Consider the following 23,120-nt stretch of genomic DNA (forward strand, 5'->3'; position numbering starts at 1 on the left):
GCCCACCTCAGGCCAGCTGGGCGATCATGTCCGGGCGAAAGCCCGACCAGTGGTCGCCACCGGCCACCACAACAGGGGCTTGGCGGTAGCCCAGTTCGGTCACATGAGACAGCGCATCATCATCCTGCGTCAGGTCCACCACGTCGTAATCGACACCTTTCGCATCCAGTGCGCGGGTGGTGGCGGTGCATTGCACGCAAGCGGGTTTGGAATAAACGATGATGCTCATCTGTCCTCTGTCCTTTTATTGGCAAACTCGAGGACGCAGTGCCGGGAAACCTCCCTGAACACGCCCCCGAACCCTCCGTTCGTGGTCATATTTTCGCGCTCGCGGCAGGTCTCCTGACTCGCGGATTCTCGCTTGACCGGCCTTCCCGAAAGCGTGCTTTCAGTGGCGTGATCGGCCTTGCTATCCACTTACAGTTGCGGGGGCAGTACCGGATTTTCACCGGTTTCCCTCTTAGCCCTCGATCAGAATCGAAGGAACCGAAGCAACATGATATTGGGGTCGAAAGGCGACTACTGTCAATATATGGAATATTCTGGCTGCTATTTTCTTGTCTTCATGCAGGTCCGGGTACTGTGCAGAGTCCTTCCCGGCTGTCGGTCCTGGTTGTGAGCCTCACCTTATTGCAGATGTGGTCATAGGTTGGCTGAGCGTGTTGTACGGAGAGCCCTTGCCAAGAGCAGTCTGGCAAGCACAATTGTTGCGCCGTTCGCTACAACCGGAAGTGCCCCGCATCCTGATGCCACAGGGGCGGGTCAGGCCTGCACCGCGCCCGTAGCCTGTGTTTGTATCGACGCAATCTGGCTGTAGAGGTGCCAGCTGGCATGCCCAAGCAGGGGCAGTACGATGAACAGCCCCAGGAACCATGGCGCCAGGGCCAGCAGCGTGAGGGCGCCGATGAACAGGGCCCATGTCAACATGACCGCGCCGTTGGTCATGACATAGGAGAAACTGGCGACCATGGCGGTCACGAAATCCAGCTCCCGGTCCAGAAGCATCGGGATCGACAGGACCGTGATTGAAAAGAGCAGGAAGGCGATTATCGCCCCGGCGGCCATGCCGACACCCAGCATCGCGACGCCATTCGGACTCACGAAGACTTCGAAGGAGGTCATGATATTGACCATCGTCACGCGCCCCATGAAGAGGGCGAAGATCATGTGCCCAAGCCAGACCCAGATCAGGAACAGGCCCAGCACCATCATGCAGATTGAAGGCAGCTGTCGGCGGCTCTGGCGCAGCACGACACCGAAGACCGCGCCAAGCGACAGCGCCTCCCCGCGCTCCAGACGGCGCGACACCTCGTAAAGCCCGATGGCGGCAAAGGGGGCGATCAGTGGAAAGCCAAAGGCCGCCAGCAGCAGCCAGAAGATCATCCCGGTCTGCAGTGTTATCCAGACCATGACCCACCCTGCCGCCACGCAAAGCCCGGCGCAGATCAGGCCGAATATCGGGGCGCTGCGGAAGTCGCGCCATCCGAGCCGCAGCGCCTCGCGCAACATGCCCATGTGTGCGGTTTTCAGTTCGGGAATATCAGAAAGCTTCTCCATGTGTTCCTCCCCTTGTTAAACTGCAACGTGACCCGGAACGGTTGCGACCGCGCCGATCAAAGCGAGCGTTCAGGCGCCTGCTGGCTGTGCTTGGTTGCGTCCAGGTCCCTGAGACCCAAGGGGCGACGACCGGCCTTGCCGCGTTATCTGCGATCGGCAATTGCCTGGCGGTACAAGTGCCAGGTCGCATGGCCCAGGATTGGCAATACGATGATCATCGCGATGAACAGCGTCAGAACGCCAATGCCCAGGAATGCCACGACGACCAGGCCCCAGGCCCCAATGGCGACGGGGTTTTGCGCGGTGACCCGCACAGAGGCCACGACCGCTGCGGGCAGACCCACGTGGCGGTCGATGAGAAGCGGGAAGGACACCACGCTTATGGCCAGCACCAGTGCGGCAAACAGGAACCCGATCCCGATGCCACTGACCAGCATCGCCCAGCCAGCGCCTGTGGTGAAAATGTCCCGTGCGAATGTCGCGATCGAGGTCGGCGGTTCCGGCCCCAGGGTCAGGAAGTAAATCCAGGATGCGACATACATCCAGACCACAAAGATCGACAGAAGGAAGCCGCCGAGAACGAGGATGGGAACGAAGGAGGGCGACCGCAGGACGTCGAAGGCGTGACGCCAACTGACCGCCTCTCCGCGTTCGTGGCGTCGGCTCATCTCGTATAGGCCGATGGCTGCAATCGGACCCACCAGGGCAAAGCCGGAGATCAGCGGGAACACGAGCGGCAGGAAGTCGGTATTCGACGCGAACCAGACCAGAAGGAAGCCGATGATCGGATACATCACGATGATGAAGATCACGTCCGATCGGAACGCCATGAAGTCCTGTGCGCCCTTTTGCAATGCGACCTTGAGGTCAGAGACCCCAATGTCACGGATTTCGATTGGCGCAGTGTCCCGGCCAGCAAACTCTTTCGTCGCTTCGCCTGCACCCTGCGCGCCCTGACCGAACATCCGTGCGGTCCAGGAGAATGGATTTCCGATTGTTTTGACCATGCGCGTTTCCTCACCCATCTGAAGGCGACAGGCGCGGCCGCTCAGCAAGATGACCGCATCGGACCTGTGCCAAGACCCCTCAAGTCTAGCAGAAACAGGCCCGACTGTCATGTTTACGCCGGTCCGCGGGGGTGGTTTCAATCGAACGTGAACGGGATTTGAATGCCGCGCTGCGCTTTAAAACGTGCTATCATGAGGTCCGTTGTTCCAAATGGGAGGCGGGGCAAACCTCAACGTCCAACAGGGGCGTGGGGCTGGTGCCACGCGTCATTCGGCCCGTTTGAACCCGGCAGCAACTGGCCGCCTCAAAGTGGCGCCAAACCGGCCCGCCAAACATGCGGCGCCGAAGAGACGACGTCGCACCGAGAGACATCACGGGAGGGACGGTATGAGACACATGCATATTCTCCGCGCAGGCGGGTCCGTCGGGACCAGGATTCTGGTGCGCCGAATCCCTCTGTCTGATTTGCGCGAGGCGTTGCGGCTGGGGGTGCATGATTTTGGCGCCGGGTTCTCTCACTACATCTTCGCGGCGCTCATCTGTCCGCTGATCGGGCTGTGCCTCTTTGCCCTGACTGCCAGGATGAGCGCCTGGCATCTGATCTATCCGTTCACTGCGGGGTTCGCGCTGGTTGGCCCCTTCGTCTCGCTTGGCTTGTATGAGTTCAGCCGACGGCGCGAGCTTGGGCTCGACACGGCGCCCCGGAAAATCTTCGCCGTGCTGGGCTCCCCGGCGCTGCCCGCCATCGCGGCGCTGGGCCTGTGGCTGGCGGTTCTGTTCCTGGGCTGGCTGCTGTTTGCGCAGATGCTTTATGGCCGGGTGTTTTCCGGGCTTGTCTTCGACGGACCAGCAGAGTTTCTGTCCGCCGTGTTCGGCACGGAACGGGGATGGGTCTTGCTGCTTTATGGCAACCTTGCGGTCCTGGTCTTTGCTTTCATCGTCCTGGGAACCACCGTGGTGTCCTTTCCGCTGCTGCTCGACCGGGATGTCGGGGTGATCGCTGCGGTGTCGGTATCCGCGCTTGCGCTGATCAAGAACCCGGGGCCGGTTCTGGCATGGGGGGCGATCGTTGCTGGGTTGCTCATGATCGGTGCGCTGCCGGTGCTCATCGGCCTGATTGTCGTGTTGCCGGTCCTGGGCCATGCGACCTGGCACCTTTATCGCAAGCTGGTGTGGTTCGAGGAGCCGGATCAGACCTAGGGCGATCCGAACTCCATCACCCGCGTGGCCACCGTGTAGTCGGATTCCACGATGAGGATGACAAGCAGCCCGATCATGGCCAGCGGCGGCAACAGGATCGCGTAACTCAGCGCCAGGCGTTCCCAGGCCATGTGCATGAAGACCGCCAGGATCAGCCCCGCCTTCAGCGCCATGAAGATCAGGATGAGGCTCCAGCGCAGCAGACCCTGAAGCCCGACATAATCCACGAAGTACGAGGCCGCGCTGAGCACGAACAGAAACCCCCAGACTGTCAGGTAGAGGCGGATAGGGTGCTGTTGCCCTTCGTGGTCGCCAAGGGTGGATTTCGTTTGTGGTGAATGTGCCATGTTTTCCCCCTACCAGAGATAGAAGAATGCGAAGATGAAGACCCAGACCAGGTCGACGAAGTGCCAGTAGAGCCCCATGATCTCGACGCTTTCGTAGTCGCCCTTGCCCGAGGACAGCCAGCTACGCTCGTCCCGGTCGAAGTCGCCGCGCCAGACCTTGCGGGCGACGATCAACAGGAAGATGACGCCGATGGTCACATGGGTGCCGTGGAACCCGGTGATCATGAAGAAGCTGGCGCCGAACTGTTCCGCCCCCCAGGGATTGCCCCAGGGCCGCACGCCTTCGGAAATCAGCTTGCTCCATTCAAATACCTGCATGCCGACGAAGGTGGCGCCGAGCGCGGCCGTGGCCAGCATCAAAAGCGCGGTTGGGCCGCGCGCCTTGCGATAGGCGTTGTTGACCGCCATCGCCATGGTGCCGGAGGACGAGATCAGCACGAAGGTCATGATGGCGATCAGCAGAAGCGGGAAATTCTGATCGCCGATGTGCAGGGCGAAGACCTCACTGGCATTGGGCCAATCGACCTGGGTCGAGCTGCGCGCGGTCATGTAGGCCACCAGGAAACAGGCGAAGATGAACGTGTCGCTGAGCAGCAGGATCCACATCATCGCCTTGCCCCAGGACACGCGTTTGAAGGCGCGCTGGTCCGAGCTCCAGTCGGCAACGAAACCGCCCATGTCATTGCGCGTGTCGGTCCGTGCGTTGTCTATGGTGTTTCCGGCCATCGAAACCTCCTCATGTCAGGGCCGCGCGGCACAGGGCCAGGAAGGCGTTTCCCCAGCCCTGAAGCAGTGCGAACAGGATCAGCCAGACGCCCAGCAGCGCGTGCCAGTAGAGGGCGCAGAGCCGGATGCGTGTCTGTCTCTGGTCCGGGTTCGCCCCGCCACGCCCGCCGCTCCAGACCCCGCCAAGGACCAGCAGCCCGCCCAGGATGTGCAGCCCGTGCAGTCCGGTGATCAGGTAGAAGAAACTCGCCGCGGGGGCGCTGCCCAGTTGGTATCCTCCGGCGGTCAGCATGCGCCAGGCCTCGATCTGACCGACCAGGAAGGCCAGGGTGGCCAGGCTGGCAGCAGTCAGGCCGAAATGTAAAAGACGTGTCTTGTGCTGTCGGCCAGCTCGGACCGCGAGCTGCATGAAGAGACTGCCCAACACCAGAAGGCCTGTGTTGGCCCAGACCACACGCGGCAACGGGGCCAGTTGCCAGGGTGTTGCGTCAATCTGCATGACGAAGGCGCTGCCCAGCATTGGGAAGAGCCCGCCGATCACCACCACGAAGACAAGCAGCCCGGTGCCGCCCGCCGAGTGGTGTGCTGGCCCATGTGCAGCGTGCGCAGTTCCGCTCTCCAGCCAGGGTTTCGACATCAGCCGTTGCTGCGATAGCCACCAGCCGGTCCCGATCGCGATGATCGCCAGGAAGGTCAGAATGACGGTCATGACGCACCCTCCGGCTTATCCGGCACCCATGGGTCGTTCTGGGCCACGAAGTCCTCGGGCGCGCCGGGCACGCTGAAGTCATAGGCCCAGCGGTAGACATTGGGCAGTTCGTCCCAATTGCCGTGTTTCGGTGGCGTGTCCGGCGTCTGCCACTCCAGGCTGGTGGCGCGCCAGGGGTTGGGGCCGGAGGCCCTGCCGTGGCGCATGCTCCAGAAGATGTTGAACAGGAACAGCACCTGCACGGCGCCGACCACCAGGGCGGCGGCGGAGATGAAGGCGTTCAGCCCGTCCACCGGGGCGGTCAGGAACGCCATGTCGCCGGTTTCGTAATAGCGGCGCGGCACGCCGACTAGGCCGACGTAATGCATCGGGAAAAAGATCGCATAGGCACCGATGAAGGTGACCCAGAAATGGATCTGGCCCATCGCCTCGTTCAGCATCCGCCCGGTCATCTTCGGATACCAATGATAGATCGCGCCGAAGATGACCATGATCGGCGCCACGCCCATCACCATGTGGAAATGCGCCACCACGAACATCGTGTCGGACAGGGGCACGTCCACCACCACATTGCCCAGGAACAGCCCGGTCAGCCCGCCGTTGACGAAGGTCACGATGAAGCCCAATGCAAACAGCATCGGCAGGGTCAGGTGAATGTCTCCGCGCCAAAGGGTCAGCACCCAGTTGTAGACCTTGATCGCGGTCGGAATGGCGATGATCAGCGTGGTGGTGGCGAAGAAGAAGCCGAAATAGGGGTGCATGCCGCTGACATACATGTGGTGGGCCCAGACAATGAAGCTGAGCGCGCCAATGATGACGATGGCCCAGACCATCATCCGATAGCCGAAGATGTTCTTGCGCGCGTGGATCGCGATCAGGTCGGACACGATGCCGAAGGCGGGCAGGGCGACGATATAGACCTCGGGATGGCCGAAGAACCAGAACAGGTGCTGGAAGGCAATCGGGCTGCCGCCGCCATAGCTCAGCTTCTCGCCGAACTCGACCAGGGTGGGCATGAAGAAGGAGGTGCCCAAGAGCTTGTCGAACAACATCATCACGCAGGCCACGAACAGGGCCGGGAAGGCCAGCAGGGCCATGACCGTGGCAGTAAAGATGCCCCAGATGGTCAGGGGCAGGCGCATCATGGTCATGCCACGGGTGCGCGCCTGCAGAACCGTGACCACGTAGTTCAGCCCGCCCATGGTAAAGCCGACGATGAACAGGATCAGCGACAGGAGCATCAGGATGATGCCGCTCTGCTCTCCGCCCGGGGTGCCCGACAGCACCGCTTGCGGCGGGTAGAGCGTCCACCCGGCCCCGGTTGGCCCGCCGGGGACAAAGAAACTGGCGACAAGCACCAGCACCGCCAGCAGGTAGATCCAGTAGCTGAGCATATTGACGAAGGGAAACACCATGTCCCGCGCGCCGACCATCAGCGGGATCAGGTAATTGCCGAAGCCCCCCAGAAAGATCGCGGTCAGCAGATAGATCACCATGATCATCCCGTGCATGGTGACGAACTGGTAATAGGCTTCAGGCGTGATGAAATCGAAGATACCCGGAAAGCCCAATTGCAACCGCATCAGCCAGGACAGGACCAGCGCGACCAGCCCGATGGCCACTGCCGTGCCCGCGTATTGAATGGCGATGTACTTTGCGTCCTGCGAGAAGACATAGCGACCGATCCAGCCATGCGCATGGGGCGGCATGACATCCGGAACTTCGCGCGGGGGTAGATCCACGTGTTCATCCGAGCGGTGATCGACCATTTGTCTCCTCCTCGTTTCTTGTCCTTTTGTCCCCTTTGATTATGCGTGCCTCGATGGGCCGCGCTTCTTTCCCACCCGGTCAGCGTCCGGCAACGCGCACCGACCGCCCGTCGCGCGCGGCCTTGGCGTATTCCTCGAAAGTGATCTGGTTGGCCAGCCACTCCTGATAGTCCTCGGCCCCCACCACGATGACCGAACCGCGCATGTAGGCGTGTGCGGTGCCGCAGTATTCGGCGCACAGGACCTCAAACTCGCCGGTCCGTGTCGGCGTGATCCAGAAATAGGTCACCATGCCGGGGACCATGTCCATCTTGGCGCGGAACTCGGGCACATAGAAGTTGTGCAGAACATCGACCGACCGCAGCCAGACCCGAACCGGGCGATCCAGCGGCAGGTAGAGCTCTCCGCCCTCGACGATGATGTCGTCCTTGCCGAACCGGTCATGCGGATTGATGCCCAGCGGGTTGTCCGCGCTGACCCAATCCGCGCCCGAGGTGCCGAGCCGACCATCGGCGCCGGGCAGTCGGTAATCCCAGCTCCATTGCTGGGCGAAGACCTCGACCTCATCCGCGCCCTCGGGGACGGTGACGAACTGGTCCCAGACGATCAGCCCCGGCAGCAGCATGGCCGCCACGCCGACACCGGTGATCGCGGTCAGCCAGAGCTCCAATCGGCGGTTCTCGGGCTCGAAAGCGGCCTTTCGTCCTTCGGTGTGACGGAACCGGAATACACAATAGGCCATGAACAGGATCACGGCCGTGAAAACCGCGCCGGTGATCCAGAAGGTCATGACCAGCGTTGTGTCGATATAGTCCCAGTTCGACGCGATTGGGGTCCACCACCAGGGACTTAGAATGTGGAACGCGACAGACCCTACGACGACTAGGACGAGCACGACCACGATCGGCATCTCGCCCCTTTCCCTGCTGTCTGAACGCCTTGCGTGCCCAGCAGTCAGTCCGTTGGTAAGCCGCTCTATCATAGGGCAATTTGGTGAATTAATCCAGTTGAAGCCCTGAACGCTGTCTCACCTAAGCGCCCCGTGATAGTCTCTTGGGGACGCCTGAGGTTTTGGGAGGTACGACCATGAGGTATTGGAAATACGCTTTTATTGCGGCGCTTCTGGCCGTTCCCACATATGCTCAGGAGGCCGCGGATGCGGTGGCGCCCGAAGCGGAAACCGGTGTGGCGAGCGCCTTTGACGGGCTGTCGGAGGCCGCCCGTTCGGCGTTGCAGGCCAAGGTGGCCGGAACCCCCACCGAGGCGCGGGAGTGGATGGTCGCAGCCGCCAACCCGCTGGCGGTCGAGGCGGGTGCGCGGGTGTTGCGGCAGGGCGGCACGGCGGCGGATGCGATGGTCGCGGTGCAGGCGGTTCTGGGCCTGGTCGAGCCGCAATCCTCGGGGCTGGGTGGCGGGGCCTTCCTGGTCTGGCATGATGCGGAAACCGGCCTGCTGACCACCCTGGATGCCCGCGAAACCGCGCCCTTGGCCGCCGATCCACGGCAGTTCCTGACCGAAGACGGGGAGCCGAAAGGGTTTTTTGACGCCGTAGTCGGCGGCTTGTCCGTCGGCACGCCCGGCACGCCACGGCTTATGGAGGAAGCGCACCGGCGGTGGGGCAGTGCCAATTGGGCAGGCCTGTTTGACGAGGCGATTGCCCTGGCCGAGGGCGGCTTTACCGTTTCTCCACGCCTGGCCGATCTTGTGGCCGGGGATGCCGAGCGGCTGAGCCGTTTCCCCGCGACAGCGGCCTATTTCCTGCCCGGCGGGCAACCCATTGTCGCCGGAGATAGCTTGGTGAACGAAGCCTATGCCGAGACCCTGCGCACCCTGGCCGCCAAGGGTGCGGCGGGGTTCTACTCCGGTGAAATCGCCGAGGACATCGTCGCGACCGTGCGCGGGGCGGAGGGCAACCCGGGGCGGTTGTCGACGATCGACCTGGCGCTCTACCGCGTGGTTGAACGGCCCCCGGTCTGCGTGACCTATCGCGCGCATGAGGTCTGCGGTATGGGGCCGCCATCGTCGGGCGCGCTGACGGTCGGGCAAATCCTGGGCATGCTGGAGCACCACGACCTGGCCGCGCTCGGGTCGCAAAGCCCGGAGGCCTGGCGTCTGATCGGCGATGCCTCGCGTTTGGCCTTTGCTGACCGGGGGCGCTACATGGCGGACACGGATTTCGTGCCGGTTCCGGTCAAGGGGTTGGTCGCGCCGGGCTACCTAGAGACCCGATCCGATCTGCTGTTGGGCGACGACGCATTGCCCGAGGTCGCGCCCGGCGCGCCCGAGTGGGATCACGCCCTGCTGCTTGCCGATGATGAAAGCATCGAGTTTCCGTCGACCTCGCATATCTCGATCGTGGACGCCCATGGAAATGCGCTGTCGATGACAACCACGATCGAGAACGCCTTCGGCTCACGCCTCATGGTGCGTGGTTTTCTTCTGAACAACGAGCTGACGGATTTTTCCTTCCGCAGCCACCGGGGGGGTGTGCCGATTGCCAACCGGGTTGAACCGGGCAAGCGGCCGCGCTCGTCCATGGCGCCGACAGTTGTTCTGCGCGATGGCAAGCCGGTGCTGGTGATCGGCAGCCCGGGCGGCAGTCGGATCATCGGCTACGTGGCGGGTGCGATCATCGCCCATCTCGACTGGGGCATGGACGTCCAGCAGGCGGTGTCTATGCCACATCTGGTCAACCGGTTCGGGACATATGACCTGGAACAGGGCACCTGGGCTGCGGACCTGGAACAGCCTTTGGCCGCGCTGGGCTATGAGGTTAATGCAAGATCCCTCAACTCGGGCCTGCATGCGATTTCGGTTGGTGAGGTTCTGCGTGGTGGCGCGGACCCGCGTCGGGAAGGGATTGCCTTGGGGCAGTGACATTTGGGGGGAGACCCCCAATTGATCTCATCGGCTGCGACTGTTCTCGTCGTCCTTCGCAAAGGACGACCGCAGCTGTGCGGCCCACTTCCCGTCCAGTCGGGTCACGACCCAAAGGGAGGCAAAGGAACACAGAGCCGAGCCACCACGGCGACACTGGCCGACGCGCACGGATAGATAGACCTTGTCCGCGCCGATCATGAAGGCTCCGGTAGCCGCGCCCGTGGCGTGGTATTCGCTGAAGACGGCACGATTGGGGTCGCCGGGCTGGTTCGTGAGAGTGACCAGCGAGGTGCCGGGGCGATCTTCGGGCACCGAGGCACCGGGCCGACGGCGATCAGGGGCACGCCCGCGCTTTCCTCGAACAGGCTGGATTTTCCCAGAGCCCACGCTCGCCGATATTGTCGCCGTGGCCCGACGTATAGATGACTTGCGTGCTTTCGCTCAGCTCGGCGACCTCCAGCGCGTCCGGAGCCTTGCCCATGTTGGCATCCATGAACGAGACCACCCAGATTAGGAGGCCAAGGCGATCCGGGTGCGTTCCGATGTGAAATTGTCATACATGATGCAGGCGCGTATGGCTTTGTGCCAGGGGGGGGCTCCGGATGCGGCTTCGTCGGCATCAGCCCCTAATCCGCATAGAGGTCATAGAACGCCTGCGGCGCGATCAGCGGGAAATGCGGGGCGACCATTGATACGAACAGGGTCCAGGGTTTGTTGCTATCCGCGCACGCTTTCATCCAGCGTGCCACGGCCTCGGCGATGGACCGGTCGTAGGCGGTGTAGGCGGTCTCGCCCGGGGCCGATCTTTTCGGCCATGGCATGGGACTTCCAGCGTTTGGGCAGAGGTTCACGCACACATCCCAGCACGTCGCCAACGCCATTGACCACATGCATCGGAGTCTCTTGGAAATCCAGGCCCACAGGGTCGTCGACATTGCGATAATACAGCTTTCCGATCGAACCGGCCGTGCGCCCGGCCTCCGACAGGGCATGATCCCAGCTGGCGGGGGGCAGGTATAGGGAGTGGCATTGTCCCAATGGCTGGTGACGTGGTCATACATGCCGGTGGCGAAACTGGCCCGCGCAGGCACGCAGATCGGCACCGGTGTATAAGCGTCGGTAAAGACTGTGCCGCGTGTGGCCAGGCGGTCCAGGTTTGGGGGCTGCACCACCGGGTTGCCGTAGCATCCCAGAACATGGCGGGTGTGTTCGTCCGACATGAGGATGAGCCGGTTGACGGGATGCTTCACGGGCTCTCTCCGCTGTTGGTCAGGGTTGCCCATAGGGTAGCGCCGGAGATTTCATCCGAAAAATCGAATTAAATGAAACTACCTTCCGTTTTCCAGAATTTTCGGTCCACTTCGCCCCACCTGCTCGTCCCAGACCTCATGCAGGCAGGCGACGAAATCCGATGTGGCCTCGTGCTGGGACTGGTTCTTGGGGGCATAAAGGCCAAGGTCCATGCGGATCTCTGGTTCCCAGGGCACCAGCACGACTTTTTCGCGAAACCCCGGGTCCAGCACGGTGGGATCACTGAAGGTAAAACCGATGCCGCCCGCCACCATGCGCAGCGCCGCATTGGTGCTGCTGACCTCGTGAAAAATCTCCAGCGTGTCGCCTGAGCGTGCCAACGCCCGGTCTACCGCCTCGCGCGCCATCAATCCGCGTCGCAGCGCCACGTAGCGTTCGTTCTCCATGTCCGCCGGGGTCAGCAAAGGACGCTCGGCAAGGGGATGGCCCTTGGGTAGAAGGACATGCAACCGGGTCTCGCGCCGTTCGACCAACTCGACGCCGACCACTTGCATCGGCACCACATAAACCCCGAGGTCGAACTTGTCCTGCTGAACCCGACGCCCCAACTCGCGACGCGGATGAATGTCCAGGGTGGTGCGGATCTCGGGAAAGCGATGGGCGAACTTGACCAGGGCCGGGATGACCAGCCCGTTGGCTGACCGCATTTGGCTGATGATCCGCAATGGCACCAGAGAATTTGTGCGCAGCTGGCGAAAAAGCTCGGGAAAATCATCGACGGCGGCGATGACCCGCTGGGCCTCGGGGTAGAACAGCTCGGCCTCGGGCGTGGGCGCCAGGGTCTTCTGGTCGCGATAGAACAGTTTGGTGCCGACCTCCTCCTCCAGCAGGTGGATCAACCGGCTGACCGCGGGCTGCGACAGGTGCATCTTTTCCGAGGCGGCGACAAGAGCGCCTTCGTCCATGACATGCAGGAAGGCGCGCAGGTTCTTGAGGTTCATCTTCGAATTTCCTGATGTGGGGTTCTGGTAATTCTATTTTTTTGAAGACGATCCGTAAAGTAAGCTGTTTTCCGAGGAATCGTGAGCCCCTCTCACGAGTAGGGAGAACATCATGGACAGACGTCATTTTCTGAAACTCACCGGCGCCACCACGCTTGCCGTGGCCAGCGGGTCGATGGCCCAGGCCGCCTGGAAACCGCGTCGCCCGCTGAACATCATCGTGCCCTACAAGGCCGGGGGCGGCACCGATCTTTATGCCCGTGCGCTGGCCGCGGCTGCTCAGGATCGCATTCCGGTGCCGCTGGTCATCGTCAACAAGCCGGGTGCAGGCGGCATGACTGGTGCGATTGCCGCCGCCCAGGCACGGCCTGATGGCAATACGATCATGATGCATTCGACCGGCTCGTTCCTGCTGCGTCACATGTTCCAGGAGACAGAGGTTGGCCCCTTCGACAGTTTCCAGACCATCGCGCAGATTGGTAATCTGAAGGGCTCGCTTGTGGTGCCTGCCAGCAGCCCGTTCCAGACGGTTGAAGACGTGGTCGAGGCGCTGAAAGCCGCGCCTGGCACGCTGCGCTGGGGTCACAATGGTCGTGGTGCGACTTACCATGCCTTGGGACAGACCTTCCTGAACACGCTAGAGCTCGGCGCTGTGGACGTGCCGTTCAAGGGGGGCGCGGCCAGCCGCGCGGCACTGATCGGCGCACAGGTGGATTTCGGCTTCATCGGCATTCAACAGGCCAAGGGCTTCGAAAGCGACCTTCGCGTCCTGGCTGTGGCTGACACCGTACGTGACGATTTCCAGCCTGACGTGCCAACCTTTGCCGAGGCAGGTTTCGACGTGCCGATCATCAGCTCGCCGATCATGCTTTTCGCACCCAACGGGGTTGATCCCGAGATCGTCGCGGGCATCGAAGAGGCCCTCAAGGAGATCGTCGCAGCCCCCGAGTTCGCCGAGCTGCTGGCGGCCAAGGGTACCCTGCCGCTCTACCGCACCGGCGCGGAGGCTGAGGCCATGCTGCGCGATGTCGAAGCGGCGGCCCAGCCGGTCATCGATGCGCTGAAGGCGACGCAGTGACCATGTCCGGGCGTGTGAACGAAGCGACGGTCGTCGGCGGCATGATTGCCGTCTTTGGCCTCTTCGCCCTGGGGGCGGGTCTGGCCATCGAGGCGGACGCGCAGGGAAATGCAAACGCCCGGATATTTCCCGTGATGGGGGCAGGGGCGCTGGTCTTGCTCGGCGCGCTGGAGTTCCGGCGTGGCTGGCAGGGCGGGGTGCGTCCTCTGGTGCTGAGCGAGGACCTACGCGCGGTGCTGTCCTTGCTGGCGCTGGCCATCGGGTACACTTGGCTGGTCGGCAAACTCGGCTACCTCATGTCGACGGGTCTGGTCGCGCCGCTGGCCATGTGGCTTTTCGGCATTCGCCACCCTCTGGGCCTGGCCCTTGCCGCCGTCATATGCCCGGCTGCCTATCACCTGATTTTCTTCGAACTGATGGGCGTCTTCCCACCCTTCGGGGAATGGTTCGACCTACTTGACCTCATCCAGGGGGGCTTCTGATGGACATCCTGAACGGACTTGCCACCATCCTGACCAGCCCCGCGATGATGGGCTGGGTGGTGTTGGCCGCCCTCGTGGGCATGATCGTCGGCGCCATTCCCGGGCTGACCGCTTCAGCGGCCATTGCCATGCTTTTGCCGATCACTTTCTACATGGATCCGCTGGCCGCGCTGGCCTTCCTGTATGTGATCGGGAAATCCGGCCGTTACGGCGGGTCCATCGCGGCCATCCTGTTCAACACACCCGGCACCGCAGCCAGTGCGGCCACACAGATCGACGGCTATCCGCTGTCGAAACGCGGCATGTCATCAAAGGCGATGAAAGTGGCCACCATCAGCTCGGTCATCGGCGATTTCACCGGCGAAATCATGCTGATCGCCGGGGTCGGTATCATTGCCGCCATCGCCCTGAAATTGGGCCCGCCCGAGCTTTTCGCCGTCTATTTCGCCGCCTTCGTCGTGATCGGATCGGTCATTGGCAAGTCGATCGTCAAGGGCCTGGCTTCGGCCGCGCTGGGCGTGCTGGTCAAGACCGTGGGGATCGACCCGATCACCACGTCCGAGCGCTTTACCTTCGGCAGCTACGACCTGCAGGGCGGCATCGCTCTGGTGCCGCTTATGATCGGCATCTTCGTACTGGGCGAGGTCTTTACCCAGATTGAAAGCAAGGGGGGTAAGGTCGAACAGTTCGGCGAGCCCGACAGCGACGAGGCGCGGGCGCGCAACCGGCTCAGCTGGACCGAGTACAAGCCCTGCGTGCCCCATGTCATCCGCTCGTCCTTCATCGGTGCCTTCATCGGCATCCTGCCCGGTCTGGGCTCGGCCATCGCCGCCTTTGTTGCCTATGGCGAGGGCAAGCGTCGGGCGAAGAACCCCGAAAAATGGGGCAAGGGCGCTCTGGAAGGCGTGGCCGCGCCCGAGGCTGCCAACAATGCGGTCTCCGGCCCCTCAATGGCCCCGCTTCTGACCCTCGGAATTCCCGGGTCGACCATCGGCGCGATCATGGTAGGCGTGTTTCTGATCCATGGTATTCAGGTCGGCCCGACACTGTTCCTGGTACAGCGCGAGCTGGTCTATTCGCTCTTCGCTGCCGGTCTGATCGGCATCGCCGCCTACGGGCTGATCGGCTATTACGGTGCGGCCCTTGTCGGCCGGTTCATCCTGCAGATCCCCACGCGCGTCCTGTATCCGCTGATCTTCCTGACCGCCTTCATCGCCGCCTATGCCTCGCGCAGCAGCCTGTTCGACGTCTGGATCATGGTGATCGCGGGCTTTGGGGGCTGGCTGATGAAGAAGCTCGACTTCAACCCGGCGGCCTTCGTGATCAGCTTCGTCTTGGCCGGCGGCGCCGAAGAGACCTTCCGCCAGTCGCTGTTGCTGTCCGATCAGGGCGTGCTGATCTTTGTGACCCGTCCCGTGGCGCTTTTGTTCCTGGTGATCGGATTTGCCGCCGTGTTCATGCGGGTGCGCAGTCTGAGCCAGCAGGCCAAGACCGCGTCGCTGGGTGACGCATGACCGGGCCGCTGACAGGGATCCGGGTGATCGACTTCACCCATGTTCTGGCCGGTCCGGCCTGCGGGTTTTACCTCGGCCTGCTCGGGGCCGAGGTGATCAAGGTCGAAAGCACCACACGCGGTGATGCCATGCGCTATCGCGGCGGGACCGACCGCAAGGCAGCGGAACAGGGAATGAGCACGGCCTATCTGACCCAGGGCGCAGGAAAACGCTCGGTCTCGCTGGATCTGGAAAGCGAGGAGGGGCGTTTGCACATGCAGGATCTGCTGGCCTCGGCGGATGTCTTCGTGGAAAACCATCTGCCCGCCACCATGGCGCGTTTGGGGTTGGATGAGGAGCGCACCATGAAAGCGCATCCGCAGCTGATCCATTGCGCCATGACCGGCTATGGCCGGGGCGGGCCGCTGGAAAACATGCCCGCCTATGACGTGAACATCCAGGCGGCCTGCGGAATCATGACGCTGACCGGCACCGAGGCCACCGGCCCGCTCAGGACCGGCGCGCCGATCATGGACTATTCGGTCGCCCTGGCCGCTGGTTTTGCGATCTCAGCGGCGCTCTACCAGCGCACGCGAACCGGCAAGGGCACGTTCATCGACGTCTCGATGCTGGAAACCGGACTGACATTGATGGCCTCGACCGTGACCGACTTCCTGGCCACCGGCAACACGCCCGAGCCCCGTGGTAACGCCGCCAACAGCCGGTCCCCCGGTGCAGGGAACTTCCCGTGCAAGCAGGGCATGTTGAGCCTTGGGGTGAACGAGGAAGGCCAGTTCCGACGCCTGGCCGTGGCATTGGGGCGGTCTGAATGGCTGCGTGACCCGCGTTTTGTGGATCGTGAAAGCCGAACCGAACATGCCAAGGAGCTTGAGCGGGAGCTGTCCCAGGTTCTGACGACCCGGGACGCGAGCGAATGGGAAGAGATCATGGCAGAGCATATGGTTCCGGCGGCAAAACTGCGTACCCTGCCGGAGTGCCTGGCGCATGAACAGGTCAAGGCGAGAGGGTTCGTCGCACAAGCAAATGACGGTGTTTGCGTGCCGCGCCTGCCTTTCCGAATAGGGCCTGGGTTGCCGCGTCCCCCCTTGCCTTCCGCACCGCGTCATGGGGCGGACACCGATGCTGTTCTGGGAGAACTGGAACGGGGTCGGGAAGCCGCCGATTGATGCTCCCGCGTCAACACAGACATCCGTCGCCGGTGAGCGCCTCGGTAATCTGGGCCAGGTTATTGCTTTGCAGTGCAGCGTCCTTTTGGCGATCCGCATACCTTCGCAAGGTCCGGGCTGCCAGCTGGGAACTGCGCTCCGAACACAGGGCTCGGTGAACTGTGCGGGCGGAATCCGGTTACCCGCGCGCAGTCTCCACCGACAGGATCGTCGGCAGATGCCGGGCAATTTCCGACCAGCTTTCGCCCTCGTCGGCACTGGCAAAGACCGACCCGGTGTTGGTTCCGAAATAAAGACCTGCCTGGGCATCCGTGGCCATGGATTGGCGCAGCACGGTGAAGAAACAGGCCCCCTGGGGCAAGCCATCGCGTTTGGCGGCCCAGGTCTGGCCGCCGTCGGTGGATTTCCACACGGCAGCGGATGCGTCTGGCGGAAAACGCCCCTGGGCATCGCCGTTCAGCGGCAGCACCCAGATCATGTCCGGGTCCTGTGGGTGGATGGCAATCGGGAAGCCGAACGTGGACGGCAGGCCTGCGGTGATATCGCTCCAGGTGCGCCCCCCATCGGCGCTGCGATAGGTGCCGTGGTGGTTTTGCTGATAGATCAAATCGCCCGGCCCCCGTTGCATGTTATGCACGCAGTGACCGGTCTCCCCATCGTGCGGCGCGGCGGGGTGGTGGTGCTCTGCACAGACCGTGTCATTGGACAGGCGGTTGCGTCGCTCCCAGCTTTCGCCGCCATCCTCTGTCGCGAAGACGCCTGCGGCGGAAATGCCCAGCCAGACCTTCCGGGCATCGCGAGGATCGCTGAGCATCGTGTGAAGCACCAGGCCAGCCGCGCCGGGGGTCCAGCTGTCGCGTGACGGGTGGGTGTCAAGCGCCGTGTTCCTGTCCCATGTCCTACCCCCGTCCGTGCTCGACAGAAGGGTTGCGGGATCGGTGCCCGCGTAAAGCACACCATGCGCATGGTGCAGCGACCAGACGGATTTGAGGTCATCGAAGGGCACATCGGTGGGCGTCCAATCGAAGAAGGCCGCCGTATCCGGGTCCGATGCCGCCCATTCGTCCAACTGACCGTTAGACAGTTTGCACAGTTCCCAGTGTTCCCCATCTTCGGATCGCCAGACCCCGGCGCCGGGCCATTCCCCGCCACCGCCCGCCCAGAGCGTGCCGCTGTCCGGGTCACCAATGACATGATTGATGCTCCATCCGTCACAATGCGGCCCGGAGACCGACCAGCCCTCGCCGTCCGGGGTCAGCACGAAGGCACCTTTGGTGGTGCCGAGAAGAATGCGGGTGGATGGGGTCATGGCGGTCCTCCGGTCAGAAGGATACCACAGCGCCGCGCTTCTGTCGCTTTCGGGTGCGCGGGGGTGACCAACGGCCACCCCGACGCTTGGATCGGTCAAATCAGGGCGCGCACCTTTTCTAGCAGGGCGGCGTTGACCGCCACACCGTCCTTGGCTGCGCGGATGCGGCAGGCCTGACGGCCGTCGCCCGGCAGGCGCGCGCCGTCCTGGTCGCGGATCGAGGCGATGAGGTCAGCCAGTTTTTCCTGGAACACCCCACCCGAGGTGGCATCCGGGTCAATTGCGATGAAAAACTGCCCGGTCTTCGGCGGCCCACCTGCAGTGCCCGAGAAGGGGCTGGCGACCGACCCCAGCGTGGCGCCTGCCATGGCCGCCGCCATCAGCTCGACGGTCAGCGCGATGCCCACGCCCTTGTAGCCACCGGACGGCACCATCGAGCCCTTCAGCCCGGCCTCCGGGTCGGTGGTGGGCTGGCCCTCGGCGTCCAGCACCCAGCCTTCCGGCACCGGCTTGCCTTCACGGGCATGTTTCATCACCTCGCTCTTGGCGATGGTGCTGGCGGACTGGTCGATCAGCAGCTCGGCCGTGCCATCGGCACCGGGGGCGGCGATGGAAAACGGGTTGGTGCCAACTACCGGTTTGGCCCCACCCGAGGGCGCAATGGAGGCCGGCGCGTTGGTAAACCCGATCCCCAGCAGCCCAGCCTGAGCCAATCGCTGGGTATGCACCCCCAGAACCCCGCAGTTGTACGAATTGTTCACGGCCAGAACCGCAACACCCATCTTCTTCGCCAGCGGGATCAGCTTGTCGAACCCGAGGTCAATGGCGCTATGGGCAAAGCCGGTGGCCGCATCCACCGTCACCACCGCCGGGCGGGGCTGATCCACCACCGGCAGGGCCTGCCCGTCCACCTTGCCGCAGTCGACGTGCTGGGCGTAGATCGGGATATAGGCGAGCCCGTGGGAGGCAACGCCATCGGCTTCGGTCATCGCGGTCGCCACGGCCAGCGGGCGGGCGTTGGCCTCCGACGTGCCGGCCTTGACCAGCGCGCGGAAGGCCAGATCTTCGATTTCGGAAAGGGAGAGGGTCTCGGTCGCGGTCATGTCACTCTTCTTCTTGTTGTTCTGTTAGTCGTTGTCGCTGAGCCCGGCACCGGCGCCCAGCAGACGGCTTTCTTCGGTCGCGGGGGCAAATGTGCGATGGGCGAAACTGCCCAGGGTGGTCCAGCTGTCCTCGCACACCTCGGCGCGCATCACCGGTTCACGCTTGCCGGTCATCTCGGCGGGAGCCGAGAACACCAGCTGATCCGCCTGTGCCGCGCGCAGCGCCTCGGGGTCGCCTTGTACGCAGAGCTGCCGACCATCCGTCGCCAGGCGTGCGCCGTTCCATTCGGCACAGACCGGAACGCCCAGGCGCAGCGCGGCGCCGCCCATGAAGGGCACGGCCAGAAGCGGCAGGGTTACATTCTCCATCGTGATCGTGCCGCGTTCCAGAAGGCGCACGGCGCAGTCGCTGAGCGAGGCGCCGGCAATCAGCGGGCTCATCCGGCGGGCAGGCGCATGCCAGACATCGGCGCCGAGCGACACGGGCGACACGTCGATTGGCGGCACCCGGTCGTTCAGGGTCAGAAGCTCGGCCAGCATCTCGGTGCCCGGAAAGCCGAAGGCGGACAGCCAGCGGGTGCCCTTGGCGGCTTCCTCGGCCAGGCCCCAGGACAGGCCCGCGCCGCGGGCGGCACGTTTGCTCATGGCTTCGATTTCGTTCAGCGAATGGCTCATGCCCCTGCCTCCTCAAGCACGGTTTCGAGATCGGGGAAAACCCAGAAATCTGCGTTCTCCGGGGTCAATTCGGTGGGCAGCGGCGCGTTGCCATACATGCAGATGCGCACCCAGCGGTCCGAGCGCGGGTCGAACTGCGTGGCGCCGAAGAAAGCAAGCTTGCAGCGCAGCATGTCGATCGGCAGCACCCGGTCCGAAATCGTATTGTCGCGGATCTCGGCATAGGGCGCGCGGCCGACGATCTGGGCGCGGCGCAGCACGTGGCGGTGTTCGGGGTGGCGCAGCAGGAAATCCGACACCTGCGCCTCGTCCGGCCAATGGGCCAGTGCACGGTAAAGCTGGGCGGCATCGCGGCCCGGGGCGAGGGGTTGTTCGTATTCCTCGATCGGCTCCTCGAAACGTTCGCCCAGACGCGGCTCCAGCTTTTCCTCGGAGACATACCAGGCCCGCGCGCGGTTTTCGGGCGCCTGCCAGTCGGTATCGATGGCCCAGGCGTAGATGTCCGTGAGCAGCGCGCGCAGCTCACCGATGCTCATCGCACCGGCAATGCGGAAGGTGGCGGTGTTGTCCGCTGCCATCTCCTCGGCAAAGCCATCAACCAGCGCGCTGTAGGGTTCCAGGATCAGCGAGGCGATCCATTCCTGCCCCTCGAGGCTCAGCGCGCCTTCTGCCCAGGTGTAAAGCGCGTTCCAGGGCTGGTCCCCGCCCAGGTCATGTTGCGCCAGGTAGCCGTCCAGCTTGGCCACATCCGCGTTCAGGTCGGCGAGTTTCTCGATCTGGATCGGGTGTTCCGAATGCCAGGCGGCAATCGTAGCCTTGCTGCGTTCAACCAACTGACGGAACAGGGCGATTTCCTCGGCGCTGGCCTTGTCCAGGTTGCGCACGGCCTGAATGGCGTTTTCACGCGCGGCGACCCAGTTGTTGAACAACACCGGGTGGTTGAGCAGGAAGGGCGCCATGCCCAGGCCGGTCGAATTGCCGATGCCCATCGACCGGGCAAGTTCGGGCTCCAGGGTGGCGGCCTGGGCCCCAGCGGCAGCCGCGCGACGGTTGGCCATGTGCTGCACCAGGTCCAGCACGAACCAGCGGGTCAGGTAGACCGACAGCATCTCGACCTGGAAGGGCGCGCGGAATTCGGGGCGGTCGGCGATCATCTCGCGATCCGCGGCGCCCAGCTTGCCCGATCCGTAAACGGCGGTGGTGCGCATCAGGTAACCCACGGCCTCAATCTGACCCGCATCGGGCTGGCGCCCGGCGGCCAGTTCGCTGACCACGTGTTCCCACAGCCGCACGGAGCGGTTGGCGCGCGACACGGACAGTTCGGAACCGGTTACGCGGCCCGCTTCCTGCACCGGGATATTGTGCGACAGGCGTTCGATATCGGCATCCGTCGGCACCCCGTCGAACAGGGTAAAGGTCGCGTCCCAGGCGTCCGCGATGACCCGGTCCGAGCGTTTCTCGGCGGGCAGGTCATGGGCGTAGGCGATCAGCGAATAGGCGCGGTCGGGACCATGGGCGGTATAGACCGCGTGGCCCTCGCCCTTGTCGTTGACCTGGAACGCGGTCTGTTCGAAACGCCAGCCCTCGCGGGCCAGGCGGCGGGTCAGCACGCGCATGAAAGAGAGGCGGGATTGGTGGATCGACCCCAGGCGCGCGAGGCGCATCACGGTGTTCGGGTCACGGCAGAGAATGTCGGTCATTCCGGTCAGCCTTTGCAGTCTGGACGTTCGAGGGGCCCGAAATTGGGTGAACAGGTCGGGCATGCGGTGCCGGGCGCCCGAGGACGCCCGGCAGGTTGGTCAGCTTTCGCGGCCCTTGGCCAAGGTAATGCGCAGGGCATCCCAGAGCGACGGCAGCAGGATCAGCGACACCGGCACGGCGGTTACGACGATGAAGCTTTGCAGCTTGGACACGCCGCCCGACCCGACCGAGATCAGGATGATCGCCATCACCCCCATGGCCACGCCCCAGAACACGCGCACCATGGCGGGCGGGTTCTCTCCGTCACTCATGGTAGCGGAAATCACGTAGCTCATCGAATCCCCGGTGGTGGCCACGAAGATTGTGGTCAGGATCAGGAACAGCAGGGACACTAGGAAGCCCATCGGCAGGTTCGAGGTGATCGCCAGCAGGGCGGCAGGCAGGTTGAACCCTTCGAAGGCGGTCGAGATCGTGCCCGCTTCGGCCAGTTCCATCGAGATGCCGGTGCCGCCGATGATGGTGAACCAGAAGTTGGTCACGATCGGGGCGACAAGCGACAGCATGATGATGATCGAGCGGATCGAACGGCCACGCGACACGCGGGCGATGAACATCGCCATCAGCGGGCCGTAGCCCATGAACCAGCCCCAGAAGAACACGGTCCACCAGCCCAGCCAGCCCGGCTCGCCGAAGACACCGGCGTCGCCACGGTACAGCGCCATGTGGAAGAAGTTGCCCAGGTAGGTGCTGAACCCCGAGAAGAACGAGCCGAAGATGAAGCCGGTCGGACCCGCGACCAGCACGAAGACCAGCAGCACCGCGGCCAGGATCACGTTGACCTTGGACAGAAGCTGAATGCCGCGCGACAGGCCGGTCATGGCCGAGATCGTGTAGATCGCCACCAGGCCCGCGATCACGACGAACTGGGTCGCGAAGACATCGGGCAGACCGAACAGGTCGGACAGGCCGTAGCTGACCTGCAGACCCAGGAAGCCGATCGGCCCCACGGTGCCCGCCACCACGGCAATGATCGACGAGGCATCGGCAATCAGCCCGATGGGACCATTGATCGCCTTGTCGCCAAACAGCGGATAAAGCAGCGTGCGCGGCGCCAGCGGCAGACCCTTTTCATAGTGGTAATGCATCAGCATCACGGTCGACAGCGAGCCCAGGATCGCCCAGGCCAGGAAGCCCCAGTGCATGAAGCTCTGCGCAATCGCCGGGTTCACGGCGTCAGCTGTGCCGCCTTCCGCACCGAAGAGCGGCGGGGAATAGAGGAAGTGGGCAATCGGCTCCCCGGCCGCCCAGAACACTCCGCCGCCAGCCAGCAGCGTACACATGATCATCGAGCCCCATTGGAACACGGTGAACTCGGGCGCAGCCAGCCCGCCCATGATCGCGCGGCCGCCGGGCAGGACGCAAAGCACCAGGCCGATCAGGAAGGTCGCCAGAAGCAGCACCTGCCAGTAGAGCCCGAAGTAGGTGGCCGAGACATTGAAGCCCCAGTCCACAGCCGCCGACAGCGCGTCAAGATTGACAAGTGCTGCCAGGCAGAAGAGCGCGATAAAGCCCCCCGAGATCAGGAAAAGCGGCTTGTTCACGCGGCTCTCCTGCATGTTGGTTTCCATAGATGCTTCAGACATC

Annotated in this window: 23 protein-coding genes and 1 riboswitch; of the genes, 6 read left to right on the plus strand and 17 right to left on the minus strand. The window is 63.6% G+C overall.

Annotated features, from left to right (window positions below):
- Positions 1-7: 7 nt before the first annotated feature.
- The 3 genes from nrdH to ACO07D_RS10620 all read right to left on the minus strand — a co-directional run bounded on the left by nrdH (position 8) and on the right by ACO07D_RS10620 (position 2,564).
- The gene (gene nrdH, locus ACO07D_RS10610) at positions 8-229 is read right to left on the minus strand and encodes a glutaredoxin-like protein NrdH (RefSeq protein WP_421702908.1); all 222 of its coding nucleotides are present in this window, start codon (positions 227-229) and stop codon (positions 8-10) included.
- An 86-nt stretch (positions 230-315) separates the two neighbouring features.
- Positions 316-506: riboswitch (cobalamin riboswitch) on the minus strand.
- Positions 507-762: 256 nt separating this feature from the next.
- Entirely contained in the window at positions 763-1,557 is a 795-nt protein-coding gene (locus tag ACO07D_RS10615; RefSeq protein WP_421702909.1) for a DUF2189 domain-containing protein, read from the minus strand.
- A gap of 143 nt (positions 1,558-1,700) precedes the next feature.
- On the minus strand, positions 1,701-2,564 hold the full coding sequence (locus ACO07D_RS10620; protein ID WP_421702910.1) for a DUF2189 domain-containing protein: 864 nt from the start codon (positions 2,562-2,564) through the stop codon (positions 1,701-1,703).
- A 442-nt stretch (positions 2,565-3,006) separates the two neighbouring features.
- Between ACO07D_RS10620 and ACO07D_RS10625 the strand changes: the two genes are divergently transcribed.
- A complete protein-coding gene (locus tag ACO07D_RS10625) occupies positions 3,007-3,765 on the plus strand; it encodes a DUF2189 domain-containing protein (RefSeq protein ID WP_421702911.1) in 759 nt (252 codons plus the stop codon).
- Here ACO07D_RS10625 and ACO07D_RS10630 read toward each other — a convergent pair.
- The 5 genes from ACO07D_RS10630 to ACO07D_RS10650 all read right to left on the minus strand — a co-directional run bounded on the left by ACO07D_RS10630 (position 3,762) and on the right by ACO07D_RS10650 (position 8,226).
- On the minus strand, positions 3,762-4,112 hold the full coding sequence (locus tag ACO07D_RS10630) for a cytochrome C oxidase subunit IV family protein (RefSeq protein WP_421702912.1): 351 nt from the start codon (positions 4,110-4,112) through the stop codon (positions 3,762-3,764). The genes ACO07D_RS10625 and ACO07D_RS10630 overlap by 4 nt on opposite strands.
- Before the next feature lie 9 nt (positions 4,113-4,121).
- Entirely contained in the window at positions 4,122-4,838 is a 717-nt protein-coding gene (locus ACO07D_RS10635) for a heme-copper oxidase subunit III family protein (protein ID WP_421702913.1), read from the minus strand.
- Between the two features lie 10 nt (positions 4,839-4,848).
- Positions 4,849-5,547, minus strand: a complete 699-nt coding sequence (locus ACO07D_RS10640) for a cytochrome c oxidase subunit 3 (protein ID WP_421702914.1) — start codon at positions 5,545-5,547, stop codon at positions 4,849-4,851.
- Entirely contained in the window at positions 5,544-7,316 is a 1,773-nt protein-coding gene (locus ACO07D_RS10645) for a cbb3-type cytochrome c oxidase subunit I (protein ID WP_421702915.1), read from the minus strand. Before ACO07D_RS10645 ends, ACO07D_RS10640 begins: the two co-directional genes overlap by 4 nt.
- 79 nt (positions 7,317-7,395) lie before the next feature.
- Positions 7,396-8,226 (minus strand): cytochrome c oxidase subunit II, encoded by an 831-nt coding sequence (locus ACO07D_RS10650; RefSeq protein ID WP_421702916.1) that lies wholly within the window; start codon positions 8,224-8,226, stop codon positions 7,396-7,398.
- Positions 8,227-8,402: 176 nt separating this feature from the next.
- Between ACO07D_RS10650 and ggt the strand changes: the two genes are divergently transcribed.
- Positions 8,403-10,193: a gamma-glutamyltransferase gene (ggt, locus tag ACO07D_RS10655; RefSeq protein WP_421702917.1), complete on the plus strand. Its 1,791-nt coding sequence runs from the start codon at positions 8,403-8,405 to the stop codon at positions 10,191-10,193.
- Positions 10,194-10,220: 27 nt separating this feature from the next.
- Here ggt and ACO07D_RS10660 read toward each other — a convergent pair whose 3' ends face one another.
- From ACO07D_RS10660 to ACO07D_RS10675, 4 genes are all read right to left on the minus strand, one after another.
- The gene (locus ACO07D_RS10660; RefSeq protein WP_421702918.1) at positions 10,221-10,508 is read right to left on the minus strand and encodes a hypothetical protein; all 288 of its coding nucleotides are present in this window, start codon (positions 10,506-10,508) and stop codon (positions 10,221-10,223) included.
- A 22-nt stretch (positions 10,509-10,530) separates the two neighbouring features.
- Positions 10,531-10,689: a hypothetical protein gene (locus ACO07D_RS10665; RefSeq protein ID WP_421702919.1), complete on the minus strand. Its 159-nt coding sequence runs from the start codon at positions 10,687-10,689 to the stop codon at positions 10,531-10,533.
- 133 nt (positions 10,690-10,822) lie between these two features.
- Positions 10,823-11,446: a sulfatase-like hydrolase/transferase gene (locus ACO07D_RS10670; protein ID WP_421702920.1), complete on the minus strand. Its 624-nt coding sequence runs from the start codon at positions 11,444-11,446 to the stop codon at positions 10,823-10,825.
- Between the two features lie 78 nt (positions 11,447-11,524).
- Positions 11,525-12,448 (minus strand): LysR family transcriptional regulator, encoded by a 924-nt coding sequence (locus ACO07D_RS10675; protein WP_421702921.1) that lies wholly within the window; start codon positions 12,446-12,448, stop codon positions 11,525-11,527.
- 112 nt (positions 12,449-12,560) lie between these two features.
- Here ACO07D_RS10675 and ACO07D_RS10680 point away from each other — a divergent pair, with 112 nt between their 5' ends.
- From ACO07D_RS10680 to ACO07D_RS10695, 4 genes are read left to right on the plus strand one after another with little or no spacing between them, the layout of a single operon-like run.
- Positions 12,561-13,526 carry a Bug family tripartite tricarboxylate transporter substrate binding protein gene (locus ACO07D_RS10680; RefSeq protein WP_421702922.1) on the plus strand — a complete coding sequence of 322 codons (966 nt, stop codon included), beginning with the start codon at positions 12,561-12,563 and terminating at the stop codon, positions 13,524-13,526.
- A 2-nt stretch (positions 13,527-13,528) separates the two neighbouring features.
- The gene (locus ACO07D_RS10685; protein ID WP_421702923.1) at positions 13,529-14,008 is read left to right on the plus strand and encodes a tripartite tricarboxylate transporter TctB family protein; all 480 of its coding nucleotides are present in this window, start codon (positions 13,529-13,531) and stop codon (positions 14,006-14,008) included.
- Entirely contained in the window at positions 14,008-15,522 is a 1,515-nt protein-coding gene (locus tag ACO07D_RS10690; RefSeq protein WP_421702924.1) for a tripartite tricarboxylate transporter permease, read from the plus strand. Before ACO07D_RS10685 ends, ACO07D_RS10690 begins: the two co-directional genes overlap by 1 nt.
- Entirely contained in the window at positions 15,519-16,688 is a 1,170-nt protein-coding gene (locus tag ACO07D_RS10695; RefSeq protein WP_421702925.1) for a CaiB/BaiF CoA transferase family protein, read from the plus strand. Before ACO07D_RS10690 ends, ACO07D_RS10695 begins: the two co-directional genes overlap by 4 nt.
- 178 nt (positions 16,689-16,866) lie before the next feature.
- Here the strand turns inward: ACO07D_RS10695 and ACO07D_RS10700 are convergent, their stop codons facing one another.
- From ACO07D_RS10700 to ACO07D_RS10720, 5 genes are all read right to left on the minus strand, one after another.
- On the minus strand, positions 16,867-17,997 hold the full coding sequence (locus ACO07D_RS10700; RefSeq protein WP_421702926.1) for a WD40/YVTN/BNR-like repeat-containing protein: 1,131 nt from the start codon (positions 17,995-17,997) through the stop codon (positions 16,867-16,869).
- Positions 17,998-18,092: 95 nt separating this feature from the next.
- Positions 18,093-19,100 (minus strand): Ldh family oxidoreductase, encoded by a 1,008-nt coding sequence (locus tag ACO07D_RS10705; RefSeq protein ID WP_421702927.1) that lies wholly within the window; start codon positions 19,098-19,100, stop codon positions 18,093-18,095.
- A 24-nt stretch (positions 19,101-19,124) separates the two neighbouring features.
- Positions 19,125-19,775: a DUF3726 domain-containing protein gene (locus tag ACO07D_RS10710; protein WP_421702928.1), complete on the minus strand. Its 651-nt coding sequence runs from the start codon at positions 19,773-19,775 to the stop codon at positions 19,125-19,127.
- The gene (locus ACO07D_RS10715; RefSeq protein WP_421702929.1) at positions 19,772-21,475 is read right to left on the minus strand and encodes a hypothetical protein; all 1,704 of its coding nucleotides are present in this window, start codon (positions 21,473-21,475) and stop codon (positions 19,772-19,774) included. The genes ACO07D_RS10710 and ACO07D_RS10715 overlap by 4 nt, the downstream gene beginning before the upstream one ends.
- A gap of 99 nt (positions 21,476-21,574) precedes the next feature.
- Positions 21,575-23,119, minus strand: a complete 1,545-nt coding sequence (locus ACO07D_RS10720; protein ID WP_421702930.1) for a BCCT family transporter — start codon at positions 23,117-23,119, stop codon at positions 21,575-21,577.
- Between the last annotated feature and the right edge of the window lies 1 nt (position 23,120).

Origin of the sequence: Aliiroseovarius sp. (assembly GCF_965228805.1) — a bacterium.
Taxonomy (GTDB): Bacteria; Pseudomonadota; Alphaproteobacteria; order Rhodobacterales; family Rhodobacteraceae; genus JASBTN01.